At 63.9% G+C, this 16,235-nt stretch carries 19 protein-coding genes and 4 pseudogenes; 11 read left to right on the forward strand and 12 right to left on the reverse strand.

Annotated elements, in window-relative coordinates:
* Positions 1-2: 2 nt before the first annotated feature.
* From ACTGJ9_RS14195 to ACTGJ9_RS14210, 4 genes are read right to left on the reverse strand one after another with little or no spacing between them, the layout of a single operon-like run.
* Positions 3-350, reverse strand: a complete 348-nt coding sequence (locus ACTGJ9_RS14195) for a hypothetical protein (protein ID WP_456677546.1) — start codon at positions 348-350, stop codon at positions 3-5.
* Positions 350-847, reverse strand: coding sequence for a hypothetical protein (locus tag ACTGJ9_RS14200; protein WP_456677547.1), 498 nt, complete (start codon positions 845-847; stop codon positions 350-352). Before ACTGJ9_RS14200 ends, ACTGJ9_RS14195 begins: the two co-directional genes overlap by 1 nt.
* Positions 820-1,125 carry a hypothetical protein gene (locus tag ACTGJ9_RS14205; protein ID WP_456677548.1) on the reverse strand — a complete coding sequence of 102 codons (306 nt, stop codon included), beginning with the start codon at positions 1,123-1,125 and terminating at the stop codon, positions 820-822. Before ACTGJ9_RS14205 ends, ACTGJ9_RS14200 begins: the two co-directional genes overlap by 28 nt.
* A complete protein-coding gene (locus tag ACTGJ9_RS14210; RefSeq protein ID WP_456677549.1) occupies positions 1,059-1,676 on the reverse strand; it encodes a hypothetical protein in 618 nt (205 codons plus the stop codon). The genes ACTGJ9_RS14205 and ACTGJ9_RS14210 overlap by 67 nt, the downstream gene beginning before the upstream one ends.
* A 59-nt stretch (positions 1,677-1,735) precedes the next feature.
* Between ACTGJ9_RS14210 and ACTGJ9_RS14215 the strand changes: the two genes are divergently transcribed.
* From ACTGJ9_RS14215 to ACTGJ9_RS14225, 3 genes and pseudogenes are all read left to right on the forward strand, one after another.
* The gene (locus ACTGJ9_RS14215; protein ID WP_456677550.1) at positions 1,736-2,257 is read left to right on the forward strand and encodes a hypothetical protein; all 522 of its coding nucleotides are present in this window, start codon (positions 1,736-1,738) and stop codon (positions 2,255-2,257) included.
* Positions 2,167-3,131, forward strand: a pseudogene (locus ACTGJ9_RS14220) (amidase); the annotation flags it as partial. The gene ACTGJ9_RS14215 and the pseudogene ACTGJ9_RS14220, both read left to right, overlap by 91 nt.
* A 241-nt stretch (positions 3,132-3,372) precedes the next feature.
* Positions 3,373-3,833 (forward strand): annotated as a pseudogene (locus ACTGJ9_RS14225) (Hsp20 family protein).
* 97 nt (positions 3,834-3,930) lie between these two features.
* Here the strand turns inward: ACTGJ9_RS14225 and ACTGJ9_RS14230 are convergent.
* On the reverse strand, positions 3,931-4,173 hold the full coding sequence (locus tag ACTGJ9_RS14230) for a hypothetical protein (RefSeq protein ID WP_456678796.1): 243 nt from the start codon (positions 4,171-4,173) through the stop codon (positions 3,931-3,933).
* On the opposite strand from ACTGJ9_RS14230, the pseudogene ACTGJ9_RS14235 reads away from it, so the two are divergent.
* From ACTGJ9_RS14235 to ACTGJ9_RS14245, 3 genes and pseudogenes are all read left to right on the forward strand, one after another.
* Positions 4,057-4,396, forward strand: a pseudogene (locus ACTGJ9_RS14235) (Hsp20/alpha crystallin family protein). The gene ACTGJ9_RS14230 and the pseudogene ACTGJ9_RS14235 overlap by 117 nt on opposite strands.
* Positions 4,397-4,482: 86 nt before the next feature.
* Positions 4,483-4,818, forward strand: a complete 336-nt coding sequence (locus ACTGJ9_RS14240; protein WP_456677551.1) for a hypothetical protein — start codon at positions 4,483-4,485, stop codon at positions 4,816-4,818.
* A gap of 153 nt (positions 4,819-4,971) precedes the next feature.
* Positions 4,972-6,081 (forward strand): annotated as a pseudogene (locus ACTGJ9_RS14245) (trypsin-like peptidase domain-containing protein).
* A gap of 71 nt (positions 6,082-6,152) precedes the next feature.
* Here the strand turns inward: ACTGJ9_RS14245 and ACTGJ9_RS14250 are convergent.
* The 3 genes from ACTGJ9_RS14250 to ACTGJ9_RS14260 are packed head-to-tail and all read right to left on the reverse strand — an operon-like array spanning position 6,153 to position 7,584.
* Entirely contained in the window at positions 6,153-6,329 is a 177-nt protein-coding gene (locus ACTGJ9_RS14250) for a hypothetical protein (RefSeq protein WP_456677552.1), read from the reverse strand.
* A complete protein-coding gene (locus ACTGJ9_RS14255) occupies positions 6,326-6,688 on the reverse strand; it encodes a hypothetical protein (protein WP_456677553.1) in 363 nt (120 codons plus the stop codon). Before ACTGJ9_RS14255 ends, ACTGJ9_RS14250 begins: the two co-directional genes overlap by 4 nt.
* On the reverse strand, positions 6,685-7,584 hold the full coding sequence (locus tag ACTGJ9_RS14260; protein ID WP_456677554.1) for a LysR substrate-binding domain-containing protein: 900 nt from the start codon (positions 7,582-7,584) through the stop codon (positions 6,685-6,687). The genes ACTGJ9_RS14255 and ACTGJ9_RS14260 overlap by 4 nt, the downstream gene beginning before the upstream one ends.
* A gap of 203 nt (positions 7,585-7,787) precedes the next feature.
* On the opposite strand from ACTGJ9_RS14260, the gene ACTGJ9_RS14265 reads away from it, so the two are divergent.
* Positions 7,788-8,585, forward strand: a complete 798-nt coding sequence (locus tag ACTGJ9_RS14265) for a fumarylacetoacetate hydrolase family protein (protein WP_456677555.1) — start codon at positions 7,788-7,790, stop codon at positions 8,583-8,585.
* A gap of 1 nt (position 8,586) precedes the next feature.
* On the opposite strand, the gene ACTGJ9_RS14270 is transcribed toward ACTGJ9_RS14265, so the two are convergent.
* Genes ACTGJ9_RS14270 through ACTGJ9_RS14285 form a run of 4 tightly spaced genes read right to left on the reverse strand, consistent with a single transcriptional unit; the run spans position 8,587 to position 11,900 of the window.
* Entirely contained in the window at positions 8,587-9,327 is a 741-nt protein-coding gene (locus ACTGJ9_RS14270; protein WP_456677556.1) for an IclR family transcriptional regulator, read from the reverse strand.
* A gap of 21 nt (positions 9,328-9,348) precedes the next feature.
* On the reverse strand, positions 9,349-10,200 hold the full coding sequence (locus ACTGJ9_RS14275; RefSeq protein WP_456677557.1) for an HpcH/HpaI aldolase/citrate lyase family protein: 852 nt from the start codon (positions 10,198-10,200) through the stop codon (positions 9,349-9,351).
* Complete coding sequence (locus ACTGJ9_RS14280) at positions 10,200-10,688, reverse strand: MaoC family dehydratase (RefSeq protein WP_456678524.1); 489 nt, start codon at positions 10,686-10,688, stop codon at positions 10,200-10,202. Before ACTGJ9_RS14280 ends, ACTGJ9_RS14275 begins: the two co-directional genes overlap by 1 nt.
* A 9-nt stretch (positions 10,689-10,697) precedes the next feature.
* A complete protein-coding gene (locus ACTGJ9_RS14285) occupies positions 10,698-11,900 on the reverse strand; it encodes a CaiB/BaiF CoA transferase family protein (protein ID WP_456677558.1) in 1,203 nt (400 codons plus the stop codon).
* Between the two features lie 225 nt (positions 11,901-12,125).
* Between ACTGJ9_RS14285 and ACTGJ9_RS14290 the strand changes: the two genes are divergently transcribed.
* The 4 genes from ACTGJ9_RS14290 to ACTGJ9_RS14305 are packed head-to-tail and all read left to right on the forward strand — an operon-like array spanning position 12,126 to position 16,231.
* On the forward strand, positions 12,126-13,151 hold the full coding sequence (locus ACTGJ9_RS14290; RefSeq protein ID WP_456677559.1) for a TRAP transporter substrate-binding protein: 1,026 nt from the start codon (positions 12,126-12,128) through the stop codon (positions 13,149-13,151).
* Positions 13,152-13,178: 27 nt separating this feature from the next.
* Entirely contained in the window at positions 13,179-13,733 is a 555-nt protein-coding gene (locus ACTGJ9_RS14295) for a TRAP transporter small permease (RefSeq protein ID WP_456677560.1), read from the forward strand.
* Between the two features lie 12 nt (positions 13,734-13,745).
* Positions 13,746-15,035, forward strand: a complete 1,290-nt coding sequence (locus ACTGJ9_RS14300) for a TRAP transporter large permease (protein ID WP_456677561.1) — start codon at positions 13,746-13,748, stop codon at positions 15,033-15,035.
* A 29-nt stretch (positions 15,036-15,064) separates the two neighbouring features.
* A complete protein-coding gene (locus ACTGJ9_RS14305) occupies positions 15,065-16,231 on the forward strand; it encodes an acyl-CoA dehydrogenase family protein (protein WP_028174522.1) in 1,167 nt (388 codons plus the stop codon).
* The last annotated feature ends 4 nt before the right edge of the window (positions 16,232-16,235 follow it).

Raw genomic sequence — 16,235 nt, forward strand, 5'->3', positions numbered from 1 at the left:
GGCTAACGGCAGGCAGGATCCGCGGCTGCAGGAAATACCAGGAAGGTGATGGTCGCCGGCGCAAGCCGGATCGTGCCCGCCGATGCTGTGCGGAGCTCAATCCGGGGCAGTTCGTCATCGGCACTCAGCGCGAGCGTCCTGCCGTTCAGCTGCACGGTCGCGCCTTGCAGCTGCGTCGCATGCAACGTGTATCGCTCGGCGGGATGTGACAGCGTCAGGGCCGATGATGCATGCCGCGACGCGTTGATCGCGAGCACGGACACCACGCCCCGTAGGCCCGGATGGCAATGTGCGTAGAGATAGAGATCAGGCGCGGCGACTGAGCTCCCGTCGAGCACGACCGTTCCCATCAGCCGGTGCCAGAGCAGTGCAGCCCAGTAGTTCGGCCGGGGACGGAACGTCCTTCGTCGAGCAGGCCGTAGTCGCTTGCGGCCAGGGTGTTGTGCATCACCACTTTCACGCCCGCTCTTGCCAGCCGCCCGAGCTGGTCGAGATAGCGGAACGTGTCGAGAAAAGTCTTGTCCCAGCGATTGCCCCCGCAGGCGGCATCCGCGGTCTCCGTCAGCCATAACGGCTTGCCCGGCTCGAATCTGTCGCGCAGCGCGCTGTAGATCGCGAAGGTCGCATCGGTGCGCGCCAGCCATTGCGCCGAAAGTGCCCGCGCCGGATCGTCGCGGCCACCGCAGCGCGGCGAAAGCGCATTGTAGTGATGATAGGAGAAGCGATCGAGGCCGGGGCCGGACGCGGCAAGCAGGTCACGGGTGGTGAGGCCCGACCCGGATGGCGACGGCGTATCGCCGATCGAACCCGGACCGACGATCAGCGTCTCCGGCGCAGCGCGCCGCATCCATTCGCGAAAAATCTGAAGTCGCGGCCATAGGCCTTCGCATCATATCCAGGCGGTGCACCGTTCGTCGCGGCGAGTGTTGGCTCGTTCATGAATTCCACCGCAGCGATACGGCCACCGAACGAACGCGTCGCGTCGATCAGGCGCTCGGCCTGATCGGTCTTCCACGCCCCATCCGCATCGCGGCTGCCCGGACTGATCGCAAAGGAGGTCACGATTTCCGCATCGACCGCGCGCGCGAAGGCGATGACGCCGCGCCATTGGTTACGGCCGAGCACGGAATCGAATCCCGGCGGGGCTTGGCCGGCGCAGGGTCGACGTCGGCAAAGAACGTCGCGTTGGCCCAGGTGCCGCTCACGCGCAGATAGGCCGGTGCCAGGGCGGCGGCGAGCTTGCGCAGCCGCGCATTGGCAAGATCGATCGGCGGCCGCGTGCCGTAACGATGCCGCGCATCAAACGCGCGCATTGTTCGCGGGTAGGGCTTCCAGAATTGGCCGCCGGTCACTTCCGTCATTTCGATGTTGTAGGATTGAAAGCGCGGATCGACCGTGCCGATCGCTTTCAGCTTTGCCGGCGCGATGGACACAACACCGGCGCGCGCCGCGCACAACGTTGCGGCACTCAGCAGCGCCATCGTTGTCGTGCCTGCGGCGCGAACGAGCCCGCGCGATCGAAGCCATCGATTTGTATACACGTTCTGACGCCTTCTTATGCGCCGCTGCCAAAACCAAATGCAGCGGCCCGAACCATTAGCCGCGTTTATACGCCGAATTTTTACTTCAATTTTACTTCGCAAAGTTCCGCCTCTTGCCTTGCACGCAATGATCACATCCGCAGCCGATCAATGGCGATCGGTGCGAGCGTTCATCGTAACCAACGAGGGTTGCCATGCCTGATGGGACTAAGGGGACGTTCACTTCCGATCCGGCGGGAACGGGGGCCGGAACGGACGTCAAGTCGACGAGAAGGCTGAGCCGGCGCACACTCTTGAAGGGTGCGGCGGCCGTTGCGGGCGCAGCCGCAGGGTCGGACGCGATCCGCGGATTCCCGACCATCTGGGCGCAGGAGATCAAGGACATCGAGCTGCGCCATGTCGGCGTCTCCTATTCCGTGGTGAAGGCGATCGGCGACCAGGCCGCCAAGGATCTCGGCTTCAAGGTGACGATGCAGAGCCTCGATACCTCCGCTGTCGCCGACCTCGAGGGCTGGCAGGCCAAGCTCGCCGCCAAGCGCAGCGTGATCCAGGGCATCGAGGTCAAGAAGATCAAGGAGTTCGACAACATCCTGCCGATCTTCACCAAGGGCGAGATCGACGGCCACTCGCCGCCGGTTGCGGCCCGATCGCGATCGGCACCGGCGGCGTCGGTTCGATCCGCGTACCCGCGTCGTTCTGCGGCGTGTTCGGGCTGAAGCCGACCTTTGGCCTCGTGCCGCGCTCGCCCGGCTTCTCGCCGCCGTCCTGGGCCTCGCTCGCGCATACCGGGCCGATCACGCGCACGGTTGCGGATGCCGCGCTGGTGCTGGAGATCATCGCTGCTTACGATCCGCGCGATCCCGCGAGCCTGCCGGTGTCGCCGCGCCGCTTCGATACGAACGCGTCCTCATTGAATGGCGTTCGCATCGGTGCGAGCGCCGATCTCGGCTACGCTCGATCAGCGCTGACGTCCGCGCGGCGTTCAGCAAGGCGCTCGCCATTCTCGATTGCTGCGGCGCGCAGGTCACCATCGACGGGCCGGGCCTCGATCCCGGCATTCTCGAGCACACGCTGAAGCCGATCGCCTTCACCGAACAGGCGGCCGCGGTGGCGACCAAGAGCACGGCCGATCTCGCCAGTTCCGAAGCCGAGTATCGCGATCTCGTCAGGGCCGGCCGGCACTACAGCGGTACGGACTATATCGAAGCCGGCTATCGGCGCGGCCGGGCCCGTAGCGCATTCCTGAAATTGTTCGAGCGTGTCGATGCGCTGGTGACGCCGACGGTCGTGGTGACCGCATTCGAGGCCGGCCGGATCGGCGTCGACACGATCGACAGCAGCAAGGTCGATCCGCATCTCGGCTGGTCGCCCTTCACCTGGCCGATCAATCTCGCAGGTCTGCCCGCCGCGACGCTGCCGTGCGGCTTTGACCGTGACGGCATGCCGATCGGGCTTCAGATCGTCGCGCCCTGGCTCGACGAACCTATGATCTTCCGGATTGCAGCCGCGTTCGAGCAGGCCCAGCCCTGGTCGAAATTCTGGCCGCCGCTGGCCCTGCGCGAACCGGACCGTGCCCGCGCGAAGGCTTGAGGCAAATCCGGTCTGGAACTGACCGGCCGCCGTCTTGCCAGCAGGCTCCGCGCGCTCGAAAATTTTTTGACCGCCTCTTGAAACCGACATCCCTTCTTCTAAGTCATTTTTCGCCGCGAGAGCGGTGTGCCGGGCGCCCGAGTGGGCCCGGCACGGGCGCTGGACCGGTGTCTTCGGACCCCGTCTGAAAACCCTGTCCTGCGTTCCTTCGTATCCATCTTGCTCTTTGGAGGACTTGGTTATGAGGACCACATTCGACTTCGCGCCGCTGTGGCGCTCCACCATCGGTTTCGATCACCTGGCCGACCTCGTCGACAGCACGCTGCGCCAGGCGACGGAGGACAACTACCCCCTTATAACATCGAGCGGTCCGGCGAAGACCACTACCGGATCAGCCTCGCCGTGGCTGGCTTCGGCGTCAACGACATCACGGTGACGGCCGAACAGAACGCGCTCACAATCGAGGGTCGGAAGCCCGACGACGCGACGCGTGAATATCTCTATCACGGCATCGCTGCGCGTCCATTCCGGCGCGTATTCAATCTCGCCGACTATGTTCAGGTGAAGCAGGCGTCCTTCCAGGACGGCCTCTTGATCGTCGACCTCGTCCGAGAGGTCCCGGAAGCGATGAAACCGCGCCGGATCCAGATCGCGGGCGCGGCTTCACCTGCATCTCAGATCGAGCAGAAGAAAGCAGCCTGACGCGCGATCGATTGGCGGAACGCGGCGCTCAGATGCGCGCCGCGCTCCCGGATGCATGAAGGAGAAAACCATGGCTTTTCGTGATCTCATTCCCTGGTCAAGGAGCCAGGAGCTTGCGCCGGTTCGCGACAACTTCGATCCGTTCCTGACGCTTCATCGCGAAATGAACCGTCTGTTCGATGACGTGTTTCGCGGCGTCGCCGGAGCCAACCTTTCGCCGATGATGGAAGGCCGTTTCGGCTGGCCCAAGGTCGAACTGAGCGAGACCGACAAGATGCTGACCGTCACGGCCGAACTTCCGGGACTGACGGAGAAGGATGTCCAGGTCGAAATCGCTCACGGCGTCCTCACGCTCCGCGGCGAAAAAGAAGGCCGAGCGCAACGGCGAAGGCAGGTATTTCACCGAACGCTACTACGGCGCCTTCGAGCGGCAGGTCCCGCTCGATGACGTCGAGGAAGACAAGGCCGAGGCCTCGTTCAAGAACGGTGTTCTGACCGTGTCGCTGCCGAAATCCGAGAAGGCGCGGGAAGGCGTCAAGCGTATCGCGATCAACACGCACTGACTTGAAGGCGGATGGCGGCGGTGCTCGCCGCCACCGCATCATCAACCTACCATCCCTTCGAAAGGAGCGTCAGGGAGGCACAACCGATGACCAACGTGAACACGAATTCGGGCAATCTCGACCCGCTGTTTCATCCGGCGGCGCACTACGGCTCGCCCGCTGATGTCCTGAATGCAGAAGAGCTATCTGCGCCGGAGAAGCGGATCATCCTGTCGTCCTGGGCGTCCGATATGTACGCGGTCGAATCCTGCCCCGCCTTGCGTGAAATTCCCGGCGTGAGCCATACCGTCCGGCTCGCCGATATTCTCGCGGCCCTGCGCCGGCTCGACGGCGACAATGACGACGACGACCCGCCGCGCGGCGGCGGTGTCCCGATGCGTCTGCGGCGGCCTTGGGCCGCCGCAGAGCGGCGAGGCGCATGATGCTCACGCAGACTGTTCTCGCTCTTGTGCTGCTCGGCCAGGTCTCCGCGGCCTGGACCGTTCCGTTGCTGGCCTTGCAAGGCTGGATGGACACGCCGCGCGACGACGCGTGAAGCGGATCTCGAACCTCAACCACAGGCGATGCGAAGGGTCATGAAGACGTATACTGTGCGCTTGCTTTCACTTGTGTCGCTGGTGCTGACGCTCACGGCGTCACATCCTGCGGCAGGCCAGGTCCCCGACCTGAAGACGGGTGGCTCGGTGCCGACCCTGGCGCCGCTGGTCCGTCAGGTGACGCCGGCGGTGGTCAACATTTCCGTGCACGGCCGCGTGCGCGAGGACAATCCGCTCTATCGCGATCCGCTGTTCCGCCAGTTCTTCGACGTTCCGAAACAGATCGAGAAGGAAGTCAGCGCAACCGGCTCCGGCGTCATCGTCGATGCCCGGAGCGGCTACGTGCTGACCAACAACCACGTGGTCGAAGGCACGTTCGCCGTCCAGATCACGACCAAGGACGGCCGGCAGTTCTCCGCGAAGGTCGTCGGCCGCGATCCGCCCACCGACGTCGCGGTGCTCCAGATCCAGAACCCGGCCGGGCTCAAGGCGCTCCCGCTCGGCGACAGCGATGCGCTCGAGGTCGGCGACTTCGTGCTCGCGATCGGCAATCCCTTCGGCCTCGGCCAGACCGTGACGTCAGGCCTCGTCAGCGCCCTTGGCCGGACCGGCCTCGGCAAGCAGGGGTTTGAGGATTTCATCCAGACCGACGCCGCGATCAATCCCGGCAATTCCGGTGGAGCGCTGGTCAGCTTGCACGGCGAGCTGGTCGGTATCAATTCGGCCATCATCTCGCCCGCCGGCGGCAATGTCGGCATCGGCTTTGCCATCCCGGTCAACATGGCACAAGGTGATGGAGCAGATCATCGCGACCGGCCGGGTCGAGCGCGGCCGCATCGGCATTTCGCTGAAGGACCTGCATCCGTCCGTGAACAGCGGACGCAACGAAGGCGCTGCCATCGCCGAAATTGCCCCGGATTCGCCTGCGGAAAAGGCGGGCCTGCGCAAGGGCGACATCGTGACCGCGGCGGACGGCCGCCCGATCCGCACCGCCGCCCAACTCCGCAACACGATCGGACTTGCGCGGATCGGCGAGGACGTGAGGCTTGCGCTGCTGCGCAATGGCGCACCCTCAACGTGGTCGTGCGAGTGGCCCCGGCGCGCGAGCCAGGCAATGCGTTTGCAGGGGGCAACCGGCTCGTCCGCTAAGTCGATCGCAGGAGACCTGACCTCAGCAAACGCCGGCGGCCGCCCCCCAGCGAGCCCCGTCACCGGGCAGCTCATGCCGCCCGATCATCGAGCTCGCCCTGGAGATCCCTGATCAGCCGCCGCTCGCGCTCTATGCGTTGCCGATAGAGTTCGCGCTCTTGCTCGGTCCTGGCGCTGGCAAGAAGGAGTTCGTAGTGTCCGATCACCTTCTCGCTGCCTCGAATGAGCAGGTCGCGGGCGGCGTTCATTGCAACGCTCCCGTCGTATCGATCGGCGCCTTCGAGGCGAACAAGGAAACCGGGAAAGCCGCGGCGGCGAGGCCATCAAGGGCTGACTGCTCTTCTGCCAGGCGTCTCTCGATGTACTGGCGTTCTATCTCTGTCAGCCTGGTCTTCAGCAGCCGCCGATAACGGTGGATGTTATTCCTGTGCGCGCGAATTTGAGGCAGAGATTCGTTGAGCATCATCGTCTCCCGACGGTCGCGTTGGGTCCTTTGAGTTTGGAGAGTGAGAAAGAGATTTCTCGGCGCAAAAATATGCAGCTGAAAATCGCTGTCAAGATCTTCGAGATGTTGCTGCGCTTGCGAACTTCGCGCGGCGGTTCTCAAGACAGCTCGATCGGCACGCCCATGCCGCTGAGCTCTTCGTCCAGCCGCAGATAGTGAGCGAGGTAGTCATGTAGCGCGGTTGCCGCCTTCGAGGTGGCACCGCCGGATTTGTAGAGCAGCAACTCGATCTTCGGCAGCGGGGGCAGGCCCTCGTTCGGGCCGATCTCGCGCATCGCGGGCACCAGTGCGCTACGGCCGAGCACCGTGACCGCCATGCCGGCAAACGCCGCGGCCTGGAGGCCGCCAACGCTTTCGCTGACGCAGGCGACGCGCCAGCGCAAATTGGCGCGCTCCAGCGTATCGATGGCGTAATCGCGATAGATGTTGCCGGGCGGCAGGAGCGCGAGCGGGATCGGGCGCTCCTGATGCGCGGCGGATTGCTCGCCCGTCATCCAGACCAGCTGCTCGCACCGCACCACCTGGCCGCCGGTGAAGTCATTCATGCGGGTGACAAGCGCGATGTCGACGTCGCCGCGCTTGACGAGACCGACCAGCGGCGTCGACAGCGCGCAGTTGAGCTCGACCTGCACGCGCGGAAAGGATTTTCGGAACACGCTGAGGATCGAGGGCAGCATGAAGGCCGCGTAGAGGTCGGGTGTGCCGAGCACGACCTGGCCCTCGATCTCCTGTGATGCTAGCTGCGAAATAAGCTCGTCATGCAGCCGCAGGATGGATTTGGCGTAGGTGAGAACCGTGGTGCCGTCGTCGGTCAGCATCAGCCGCCGGCCCACATGCTCGAACAATTGCTTGCCGGTGAGCTCCTCCAGTCGCTGCAATTGCAACGTGATCGCCGGCTGGGTGCGGCCCAGCCGGCGCGCGGTCTCGGTGATGCTGCCGGTGTCGACCACCGAGATCAGCGACCGGAGCATGCGGATGTCGAGACTGATGAGGTTCATGCGGCGTCCATGTCGCCCAGAATTTATGCAAGTTCCATGCTACGGCCAGGCCGCGGGTTGGCCGCGGATTCGCAGCGGCGGGGCGCTCCGCCCTTCATGGCTGCCGCGTCCCGGCCGTCGAGCGTTGCTGGAATACGGAATATCGACTATCAGCCGTATCGGCGATGATGAGCCGCCCAAGAAATTCGAAAGGAACGAACAAGATGGAGAAGACGTCACCAACGCGACGTGAGTTGCTCGCAACCGCCGCGGCGGCCACCGCCGCTTCGATCGTGGAGGTTGCTCCTGCCGCAGCGCAGGCCGCGCCCAAGCCGATCTTCCCGGTGCCGATGGTCACGATTCCGATCGTCGGCGAGACCCAGGTGTTCCAGGTCCGCCGCATCTATTGCATCGGCCGCAACTATGCCGCGCACGCGATCGAGCGCGGTTCGGATCCGAACCGCGAGCCGCCGTTCTTCTTCCAGAAGCCGACGGACGCGATCCAGAACGTCGCGATCGGCGAGGTCGCCGACCATCCCTATCCGTCGCTGACCAAGAACTATCATCACGAGGTCGAGCTGGTCGCCGCGCTGAAATCCGGCGGCACCAATATTCCGGCCGAGAAGGCGCTCGATCACGTCTACGGCTACGCGCTCGGCCTCGATATGACCCGGCGCGATCTCCAGAACGGCATGGCCGCGGAGAAAAAGCCCTGGGAGATCGGCAAGAGCTTTGATCATGCCGCGGTGCTCGGCCCGATTCATCCCGCGAGCAAGACCGGCCATTTCGAGAAGGGCGCCATTTCGCTCGCGATCAACGGCACCGTGAAGCAGAGCTCGGATCTCGGCAAGATGATCTGGAGCGTGGCCGAACAGATCGCAAAGCTCTCGGAAGCGTTCGAGCTCAAGGCCGGCGACATCATCTATTCCGGAACGCCGGAGAATGTCGGACCGGTTGTGAAGGGTGACGTCTTGCTGTGCAAGCTCGAGGGCCTGCCGGATATGTCGATCAGGATCGTCTAGTCTAGGCTGCAGCCTTCGGCCGCAGCCGGTCGACTGTCCGCGCGATCAGCGACGCGACTTCTGCTATCTTCGGCCCAATCCGAAACTCCGGCCCGGCGACGACAACCGACAGGCGGCGGTCGCCGATCGGCAGCGGGATCGCGGCGCCGGCGAGGTCGCGGCTATAGTCGGCAAAGCTCTGACAGTAGCCGCGCTCGATTGAGTTGCGCAGCTCGGCCTCGACCGCCTCGATGCTGATCGGGGTCGAGGGGCCATATTGCTTGAACTCGATCTTGCGATAGACGGAGTCGCGCTCGTCCGGCGAATATTGCAGCAACAGCGCGCGGCCGCTCGCGGTGGCGTGGATCGGCACGCGGTGGCCGATGGTCGCAAAATAACGGATCGCCGCCCTGGACTCGACGACGTCGATGAACACCGCCATCACGCCCGCCGGCGCCACGATCGACGCGGTCTCGCCGGTTTCGGCGGAGAGGTCGGCGATCAGCGTATGCGTCCACGGCGGCAGCGGCTCGACCTCGGAAATCATCCGCGCCATCGCGAGCCATCGCGGCGTCGGATAGAATCCGGCACGCGGACGCGGTTCGTAGAGATAGCCCTTCTCCGACAGCGTCGCGAGCAGGTTGAAGGTCGACGAACGCGGCCAGCCGAAATGATCGGCGATCTCGGCAAGTGTCGCCGGCTTCCTCGTCTGCGCGAAGAATTCCATGATCTCCAGGACGTTTGCGGCTTGGCGAACGATCATGGCGGGGCTTTGCGTCCTGATCTAGGGCTGGCCGAGGATCTTCTTCGCGGCGCGAAGATGCGGCTTGTCGATCATCTGGCCGTCGAGCCGCAGCGTGCCGGAATTCGGATTGCTCGCGAATGCCGCGATCACCTTCTCCGCCCAGTTGCGCTCGGCGTCGGTCGGCGCGAACGCCGCGTTGACGACATCGACATGTTTCGGATGGATCAGCGCCTTCGCCGAAAACCCGTCGCGCCGCGCTGCGCGCGTTTCCTGCTCGAGGCCTGCGAGATTGTCGATGTCGGTGTAGACCGTGTCGATTGGCGCCACTTCCGCTGCGGCCGCTGCCATCAGGCAGAGATCGCGCGCGAGGCGATAGGGGCTGTGGAATACACCGCCCGATGCCTTCTCGGTCGCGCCGAGCGAAGCCGAGAGATCCTCCGCGCCCCACATCAATCCGGCGAGGCGAGGGGAGCAGCCCTTGTAGCTGCCGAGGCCGAAGATCGAGCCGGCGGTTTCCGTCGCGACGCAGACGATGCGCGTCGTGCCGACCGCGATGCCGGCCGCCGCTTCCAGGGCCTCGAGCCAGGTCGCGACTTGCCGTACGTCGTCGCCACCTTGCGATTTCGGCAGCACGATGCCATCGGGCTTGCCTGGCATCACCGCGGCGAGATCGGTCAGCGTCATGCCGGTGTCGAGCGCGTTGACGCGGACATAGAGCTGATGCGGGCCGCGAGAGCCCTTCAGCATCGCCAGCGTCAGCCCGCGTGCCTCCGGCTTCTTGTCGGCGACGACGGAATCCTCGAGATCGATGATCAGCACGTCGGCCTTGCCTTCGCTCGCCTTCTCGAATTTGCGCGGGGAATCGCCCGGCACGAACAGCATCGAACGCATCAGACCGGCCTCTTGTGCATCATCGCCATGCGGCGGCATTTGCCGACGATCTCGTCGTTCTGGTTCAGGGCGTGATGCTCGAATTCGACGATGCCCACTCTCGGGCGCGATTTGGATTCTCTCAACGAAAGCACCTTCGTCGTCGCCCGCAGCGTGTCGCCGTGGAAGACCGGTTTCGGAAAAGTCACGTCGGTCATGCCGAGATTGGCGACGGTGGTCCCCATGGTCGTATCATAGACCGTCATGCCGATCATGATGCCAAGGGTGTAAAGGCTGTTGAAAATGCGCTGGCCGAACTCGGTCTTTTCGGAGAAATGCGCGTCGATGTGCAGCGGCTGCGGGTTGAGCGTCAGCAGGCTGAACATGGTGTTGTCCATTTCCGTGACGGTCCGGGTCAGCGGATGCCTGAACTCCTGGCCCACGGAAAAGTCCTCGAAATAAAGTCCGGCCATCGCGGTTTCCTCCCTGTATCGCTGCGATTTGGCCAGCGCCTGCGTCTAGGGCGGCGCCGCCAGGTGAACTGCCTTCTGCTCTGCGAGCCGCTCGATCTCGCCGGCGGAGAAGCCGGCCTCGCGCAGAATGTCGCGGCCGTGCTGGCCGAGCATCGGTGCCGGGCCAGCAGCCTCCGGCTGGGTCACGCTCCAGGTCGAGGGTACGCGCATCTGGCGGATGCGGCCTTCCACGGGGTGATCGACCGTCTCGAAGAAGTCGATCGCCTTGAGGTGCGGATCCTCGAGAATCGTCTCCAGCGTGTGCATCGGCATCACCGGAATGTCCGCGTCCTCCAGCAGCTCGCGCCATTCGGCGCTGGTTCGCGTGAGGAAGATGTGACCGATCTCCTCGTAGATCTCGTCGATGTGTTTTGTGCGCGCCGCGTGGTTGGCAAAGCGCGGCTGATCGAGGAAATGCGGCTGCCCGATCGCCTCGAAGAAGCTGCGCCAGTGCTTGTCATTGTAGATGAGCACGCAGAGATAGCCGTCGCTGGTCCTGTAGGGACGGCGATAGCGCGACAGCAGGCGGGCATATCCGCCATGGTCGAGCGGCGGATCATAGGTGAGCCCGCCCAGATGGTCGACCAGCACGAACTCCGTCATCGACTCGAACATCGGCACGTCGATGCGCTGGCCCACACCGGTGCGCTGCTGGTGCATCAGCCCGCCCATGATGGCATTGACCATCATCAGCCCGACAATGCGGTCGGCGATGGTTACGGGCACGTAACGCGGCGTACCGTCGCCGGCGGTCGCGAGCAGGGTCGGAATCGTGGCGGCGCCCTGGATCAGATCGTCGTAGGCGGGCTTGGCGGCATAGGGGCCTGACTGGCCGTAGCCGAATGCCCCGACATAGACCAGCGACGGATTGATCGAGCGAAGCGTTTCGTAGTCGAGGCCGAGCCGCGCCATCGCCTGCGGGCGCACGTTATAGACGAGCGCGTTGGCGCTTTTCGCCAGCCGCAGCAGCGTATCGCGCCCTTCTTTCTTCTTGAGGTCGAGCACGATGCTGCGCTTGCCACGATTGGCATTGAGGAACATCCCGCCCATGCCGGGTGTGCGCCCGGGGCCGATCTGGCGCACGATGTCGCCCTCGGGGCTTTCGACCTTGATGATGTCAGCGCCCATGTCCGCCAGCACCTGGGTGCCATAAGGACCCATCAGCACGGAAGTGAGGTCGAGAATGGTGAAGCCGGCGAGCGGTCCCATAGGGGCCTCTTCTGAAATTCACATACGTGGAGTTAGAATTCATAAATCGGCGATGTCAATTCGGGCTGTCTGCCCAACGGTGCATAGCTCCATGCACAATTCATATACTTGACATATAAATTCACGTATATGTACATTTTCTTCAAGCAAAAATGGAGCGAGGCCGAACGGCTCGGCAGCAAGCGGCTGCCGTTTTCGGCGTGGGGACGCCTCAGGGAGAATGACATGACGAAGAATCTGGTCCGGGCTGCAGCCGTGTTCGCCTTGTCGCTGCCGGTCTCGACACTGCCGGCGCAGGCGCTTGAACTGAAAGTCGCCGACAGCTTCCCGGCCGGACATTATCTCGTCCGCCTGATGCTCAAGCCCTGGATGGACGACGTCACCAAGCGCACCAACGGCGCGGTGACGTTCACCTATTATCCGAACCAGCAGATCGGCAAAGCCGCCGACATGCTGCGGTTGACGCAATCGGGCGTGGTCGACATCGGCTACATCGGGCCGTCCTACGTCTCCGACAAGATGCCGCTGTCGGAGGTTGCGCAATTGCCGGGCGCGTTCTCAACCAGCTGCCAGGGCACACTCGCCTATTGGAAGTCCGCGCGCGAAGGCGTGCTGGCCAAGCAGGAATACGCGCCGAACAAGATCAAGCTGCTGATGGCGGTGGTGCTGCCGCCCTACCAGGTGTGGACCGTCAAGTCGAAGGTCGAGACCACCAAGGACATGCAGGGCCTGAAGTTGCGCACCACCGGCGGCGCGCAGGATCTCACGCTGCGCGCGCTCAATGCAGTGCCGGTGCGCATGGCCGCGCCCGATGCCTATGAGTCGCTGTCGCGCGGCACGATGGATGGTCTGCTGTTCCCACTGGACAGCGTCGTGGCCTACGGCCTCGACAAGCTGGTCAAGCACGCGACCGAAGGCGTCAGCTTCGGCAGCTTCATCGTCGCTTATTCCATCAACCAGTCGGTCTGGGACAAGCTGCCCGACGACGTGAAGACCGCGATGAACGAGGCTTCCGAAGCGATCACGCCGAAGGCTTGCGCCGACGTCGACAAGGAAGGCGAAGTCACCAAGAAGCACATGCAGGACGAAGGTGTCAGCTTCGATCCGCTGCCGGAAGCGACGGGCGCCGAGATGAAGGACAAGCTCAGGGGCGTCGGTCACGAATGGGCAGCCGGTCTCGACAGCCGTGGCAAGCAGGCGTCCGCCGCGCTCAAGGAGTTCGAAGATCTGCTGGCCGCCGGAAGCAAGTAATCCGAAAATCGAACAGGGAGGCGCGAAATGATCGAACGGGCGGGGCATGTGCTCGGCGTGCTGGAGCGCGCGCTGACGGTGATCGCGGTGCTGTTCATGTTCGTGATCATGGTGCTGGTCGTGACCGACGTGTTCATGCGCTATGCACTGAACAGCCCGTTCTCCTTCACCTATGATCTGATCGGACTTTATCTGCTCGCGGGCGTGTTCTTCTTCACGTTGTCGGATGCCTTGCGCGAGCATGTCCATGTCGGCGTCGACATCCTGTTGTCGCGCTTCTCGCCGGTGGGGCGGCGGCTGTCCGAGATCGTGACCGCGCTCGCGGGCCTGTTTGTGTTCGTCCTGATCTGCAAGGTCGGGTTCGAGCGCGCGCTGGAGAATTACGAGCAGCATGACGTCCTCTCGGGCGCCATTCCCTGGCCGACCTGGATTTCGGCGGCGCTGGTGCCGTTCGGCTGCGGCGTGCTGGTGCTGCGGCTGGCGCTCCAACTGGTCGGCAATGTGCTGAGCCTCGTCAGCGGGCGCGACCTCTATCCGCTGCCGCCGGTGACCGGTGTCGGCGAAGCGCGCGGCTTCGAGTAACGGCGGATATCCATGACACCTCTTATCGTTCTCGCTTTGCTGTTCGGCCTGCTTGCACTCGGCACGCCCGTCGGTTTTGCCATGGCCTTTTCCGGCTCGGTCGGCCTCGTGATGGTCGGCGGCTTTCCGACCCTATCAGGCATCCTGGAGACGGCGCCGCTCTCGACCGTTTCCTCCTACGAGTTGATCACCATTCCGATGTTCCTGCTGATGGCGGACCTCGTGCTGCTGTCCGGTGTTGCCGATGATCTGTTCAAGACAGCCTCGGCCTGGGTTGGCCGCGTGCCGGGTGGCCTCGGCATGGCGACCGCGCTCGCCGGCGCCGGCTTCGGCGCGATCTGTGGCACCTCGACGGCGTCGGCTGCGACGCTGTCCTCGACCAGCCTTCCCGCGATGATCCGCCAGGGTTATGAGCCGAAGATGGCCGCCGGCGTGGTCGCGATCTCGGGCACGCTCTCGATGTTGCTGCCGACCAGCGTCGCGCTCGTCATCTTCGGCCTGCTCGCCGAGGTGAACATCGGCAAACTCCTGATCAGCGGCATCATCCCCGCGATCCTCGTCACCTTCACCATCATGGCCACGATCTACTTCCTGGTCTGGCAGGATCCCTCGCGCGCGCCGGCCGCGAAATCGGTGCCGTGGCGGGAAAAATTCTCGCTGTTGTGGCAGGTCTCGCCGATGGTGGTGCTGTTCTCGATCGTTACGGGCACGATCTATCTCGGCGTCGCGACGCCGACGGAAGCCTCCGCCTTCGGTGCGTTCGGCGCCTTCCTGCTCGCGATCGTCAAGGGCAAGATCACGCCGACCTCGCTCTACAAAACGCTGCTGCGCGCCTGCCACGGCACCTGCATGATCATCATGATCCTGGTTGGTGCCTCGATCTTCGGCTATTTCTTCACGCTCACCCATGTGACGCAGGATCTCGTTGCGTGGATCGGCTCGTTGCCGGCCTCGCGGTGGGTGATCATCACGCTGATCCTGTGCGGCTATATCGTGCTCGGCTCGTTCATGGACCAGATCGCGATCCTGGTGCTGACCGTGCCGATCGTGCTGCCGCTGATCAAGACGCTCGGCTTCGACCCGATCTGGTTCGGCGTCATCAAGATCGTCACCGCCGAAGTCGGCATGATCACGCCGCCGGTTGGGCTGAACTGCTTCATCGTCGCCCGCTATGCCAAGCGGCCGGTCGCGGAGGTGTTCCACGGCACCTTCCCGCACTTCATCGCCCACCTCATTGCGATCGCGATTCTGGTGGCGTTCCCGTCTATCATCCTCTGGCTGCCCTCGCAGATGGGGCGCTAGGCATAACGAGCCTCCACAAGGAGACCATCATGGATTTCGCGCTCACCGATCAGCAGGAAGCCATTCGCGACGCCATCGCCAAGATCTGCGAAGGCTTTCCCGATGCCTATTGGCTTAAGAAGGATCACGACGGCGGCTTCCCGCATGACTTCCACAAGGCGCTGGCCGACGCCGGCTGGCTCGGCATCTGCGTGCCGGAAGCTTACGGCGGCTCGGGGCTCGGCATCACCGAAGCCGCGATCATGATGCGCACGATCGCTGAATCCGGCGCCGGCATGTCGGGCGCCTCCGCGGTGCATATCAACGTGTTCGGTCTCAATCCCGTCGTCGTGTTCGGCACCGAGGAGCAGCGCAAGCGCATGCTGCCGCCGATGGTCGAGGGCCGCGAAAAGGCGTGCTTCGCGGTCACCGAGCCCAACACCGGCCTCAACACCACCCAGCTCAAGACCCGCGCCGTCGCCAAGAACGATCGCTACATCGTCAACGGCCAAAAGGTCTGGATCTCGACCGCGCAGGTCGCGCACAAGATCCTGCTGTTGGCGCGCACCACGCCGCTGGAGGAGGTGCGCTCGCCGACGCATGGGCTCAGCCTGTTCTACACGGATTTCGACCGCAAGAAGATCAAGGTCCATGAGATCGAGAAGATGGGCCGCAAGGTCGTCGATTCCAACGAGCTGTTCTTCGAGGATTTCGAGATCCCGATGGAGGATCGCATCGGCGAAGAGGGCAAGGGTTTCCAGTACATTCTCGAAGGCATGAACCCCGAACGTATCCTGATCGCGGCGGAAGCCGTCGGCCTCGGCAAGCTCGCACTGTCGCGCGCGACCGAATACGCCAAGACGCGCGTCGTCTTCAATCGTCCGATCGGCAAAAATCAAGGCATTCAGCATCCGCTCGCAGTGAACTGGGTCGAGCTCGAAGCGGCCTGGCTGATGGTGATGCAGGCCGCCTGGCAATACGACAAGGGCTTGCCCTGCGGCGCCGGCGCGAATGCTGCGAAATACTTCGCAGGCGAAGCCGGTTACCATGCCTGCGAGCAAGCGGTGATGACACATGGCGGTTTCGGCTACGCCAAGGAATTCCATGTCGAGCGCTATTTGCGCGAGGTGCTGATCCCGCGCATTGCGCCGGTCAGCCCGCAACTCGCGCTCAGCTTTATTGCGGAGAAGGTGCTGGGCCTCGCGAAGTCATATTGAGGCG

It is taken from the genome of Bradyrhizobium sp. RDM12 (genome assembly GCF_051917485.1).
In the GTDB taxonomy this organism is placed as follows: Bacteria; Pseudomonadota; Alphaproteobacteria; order Rhizobiales; family Xanthobacteraceae; genus Bradyrhizobium.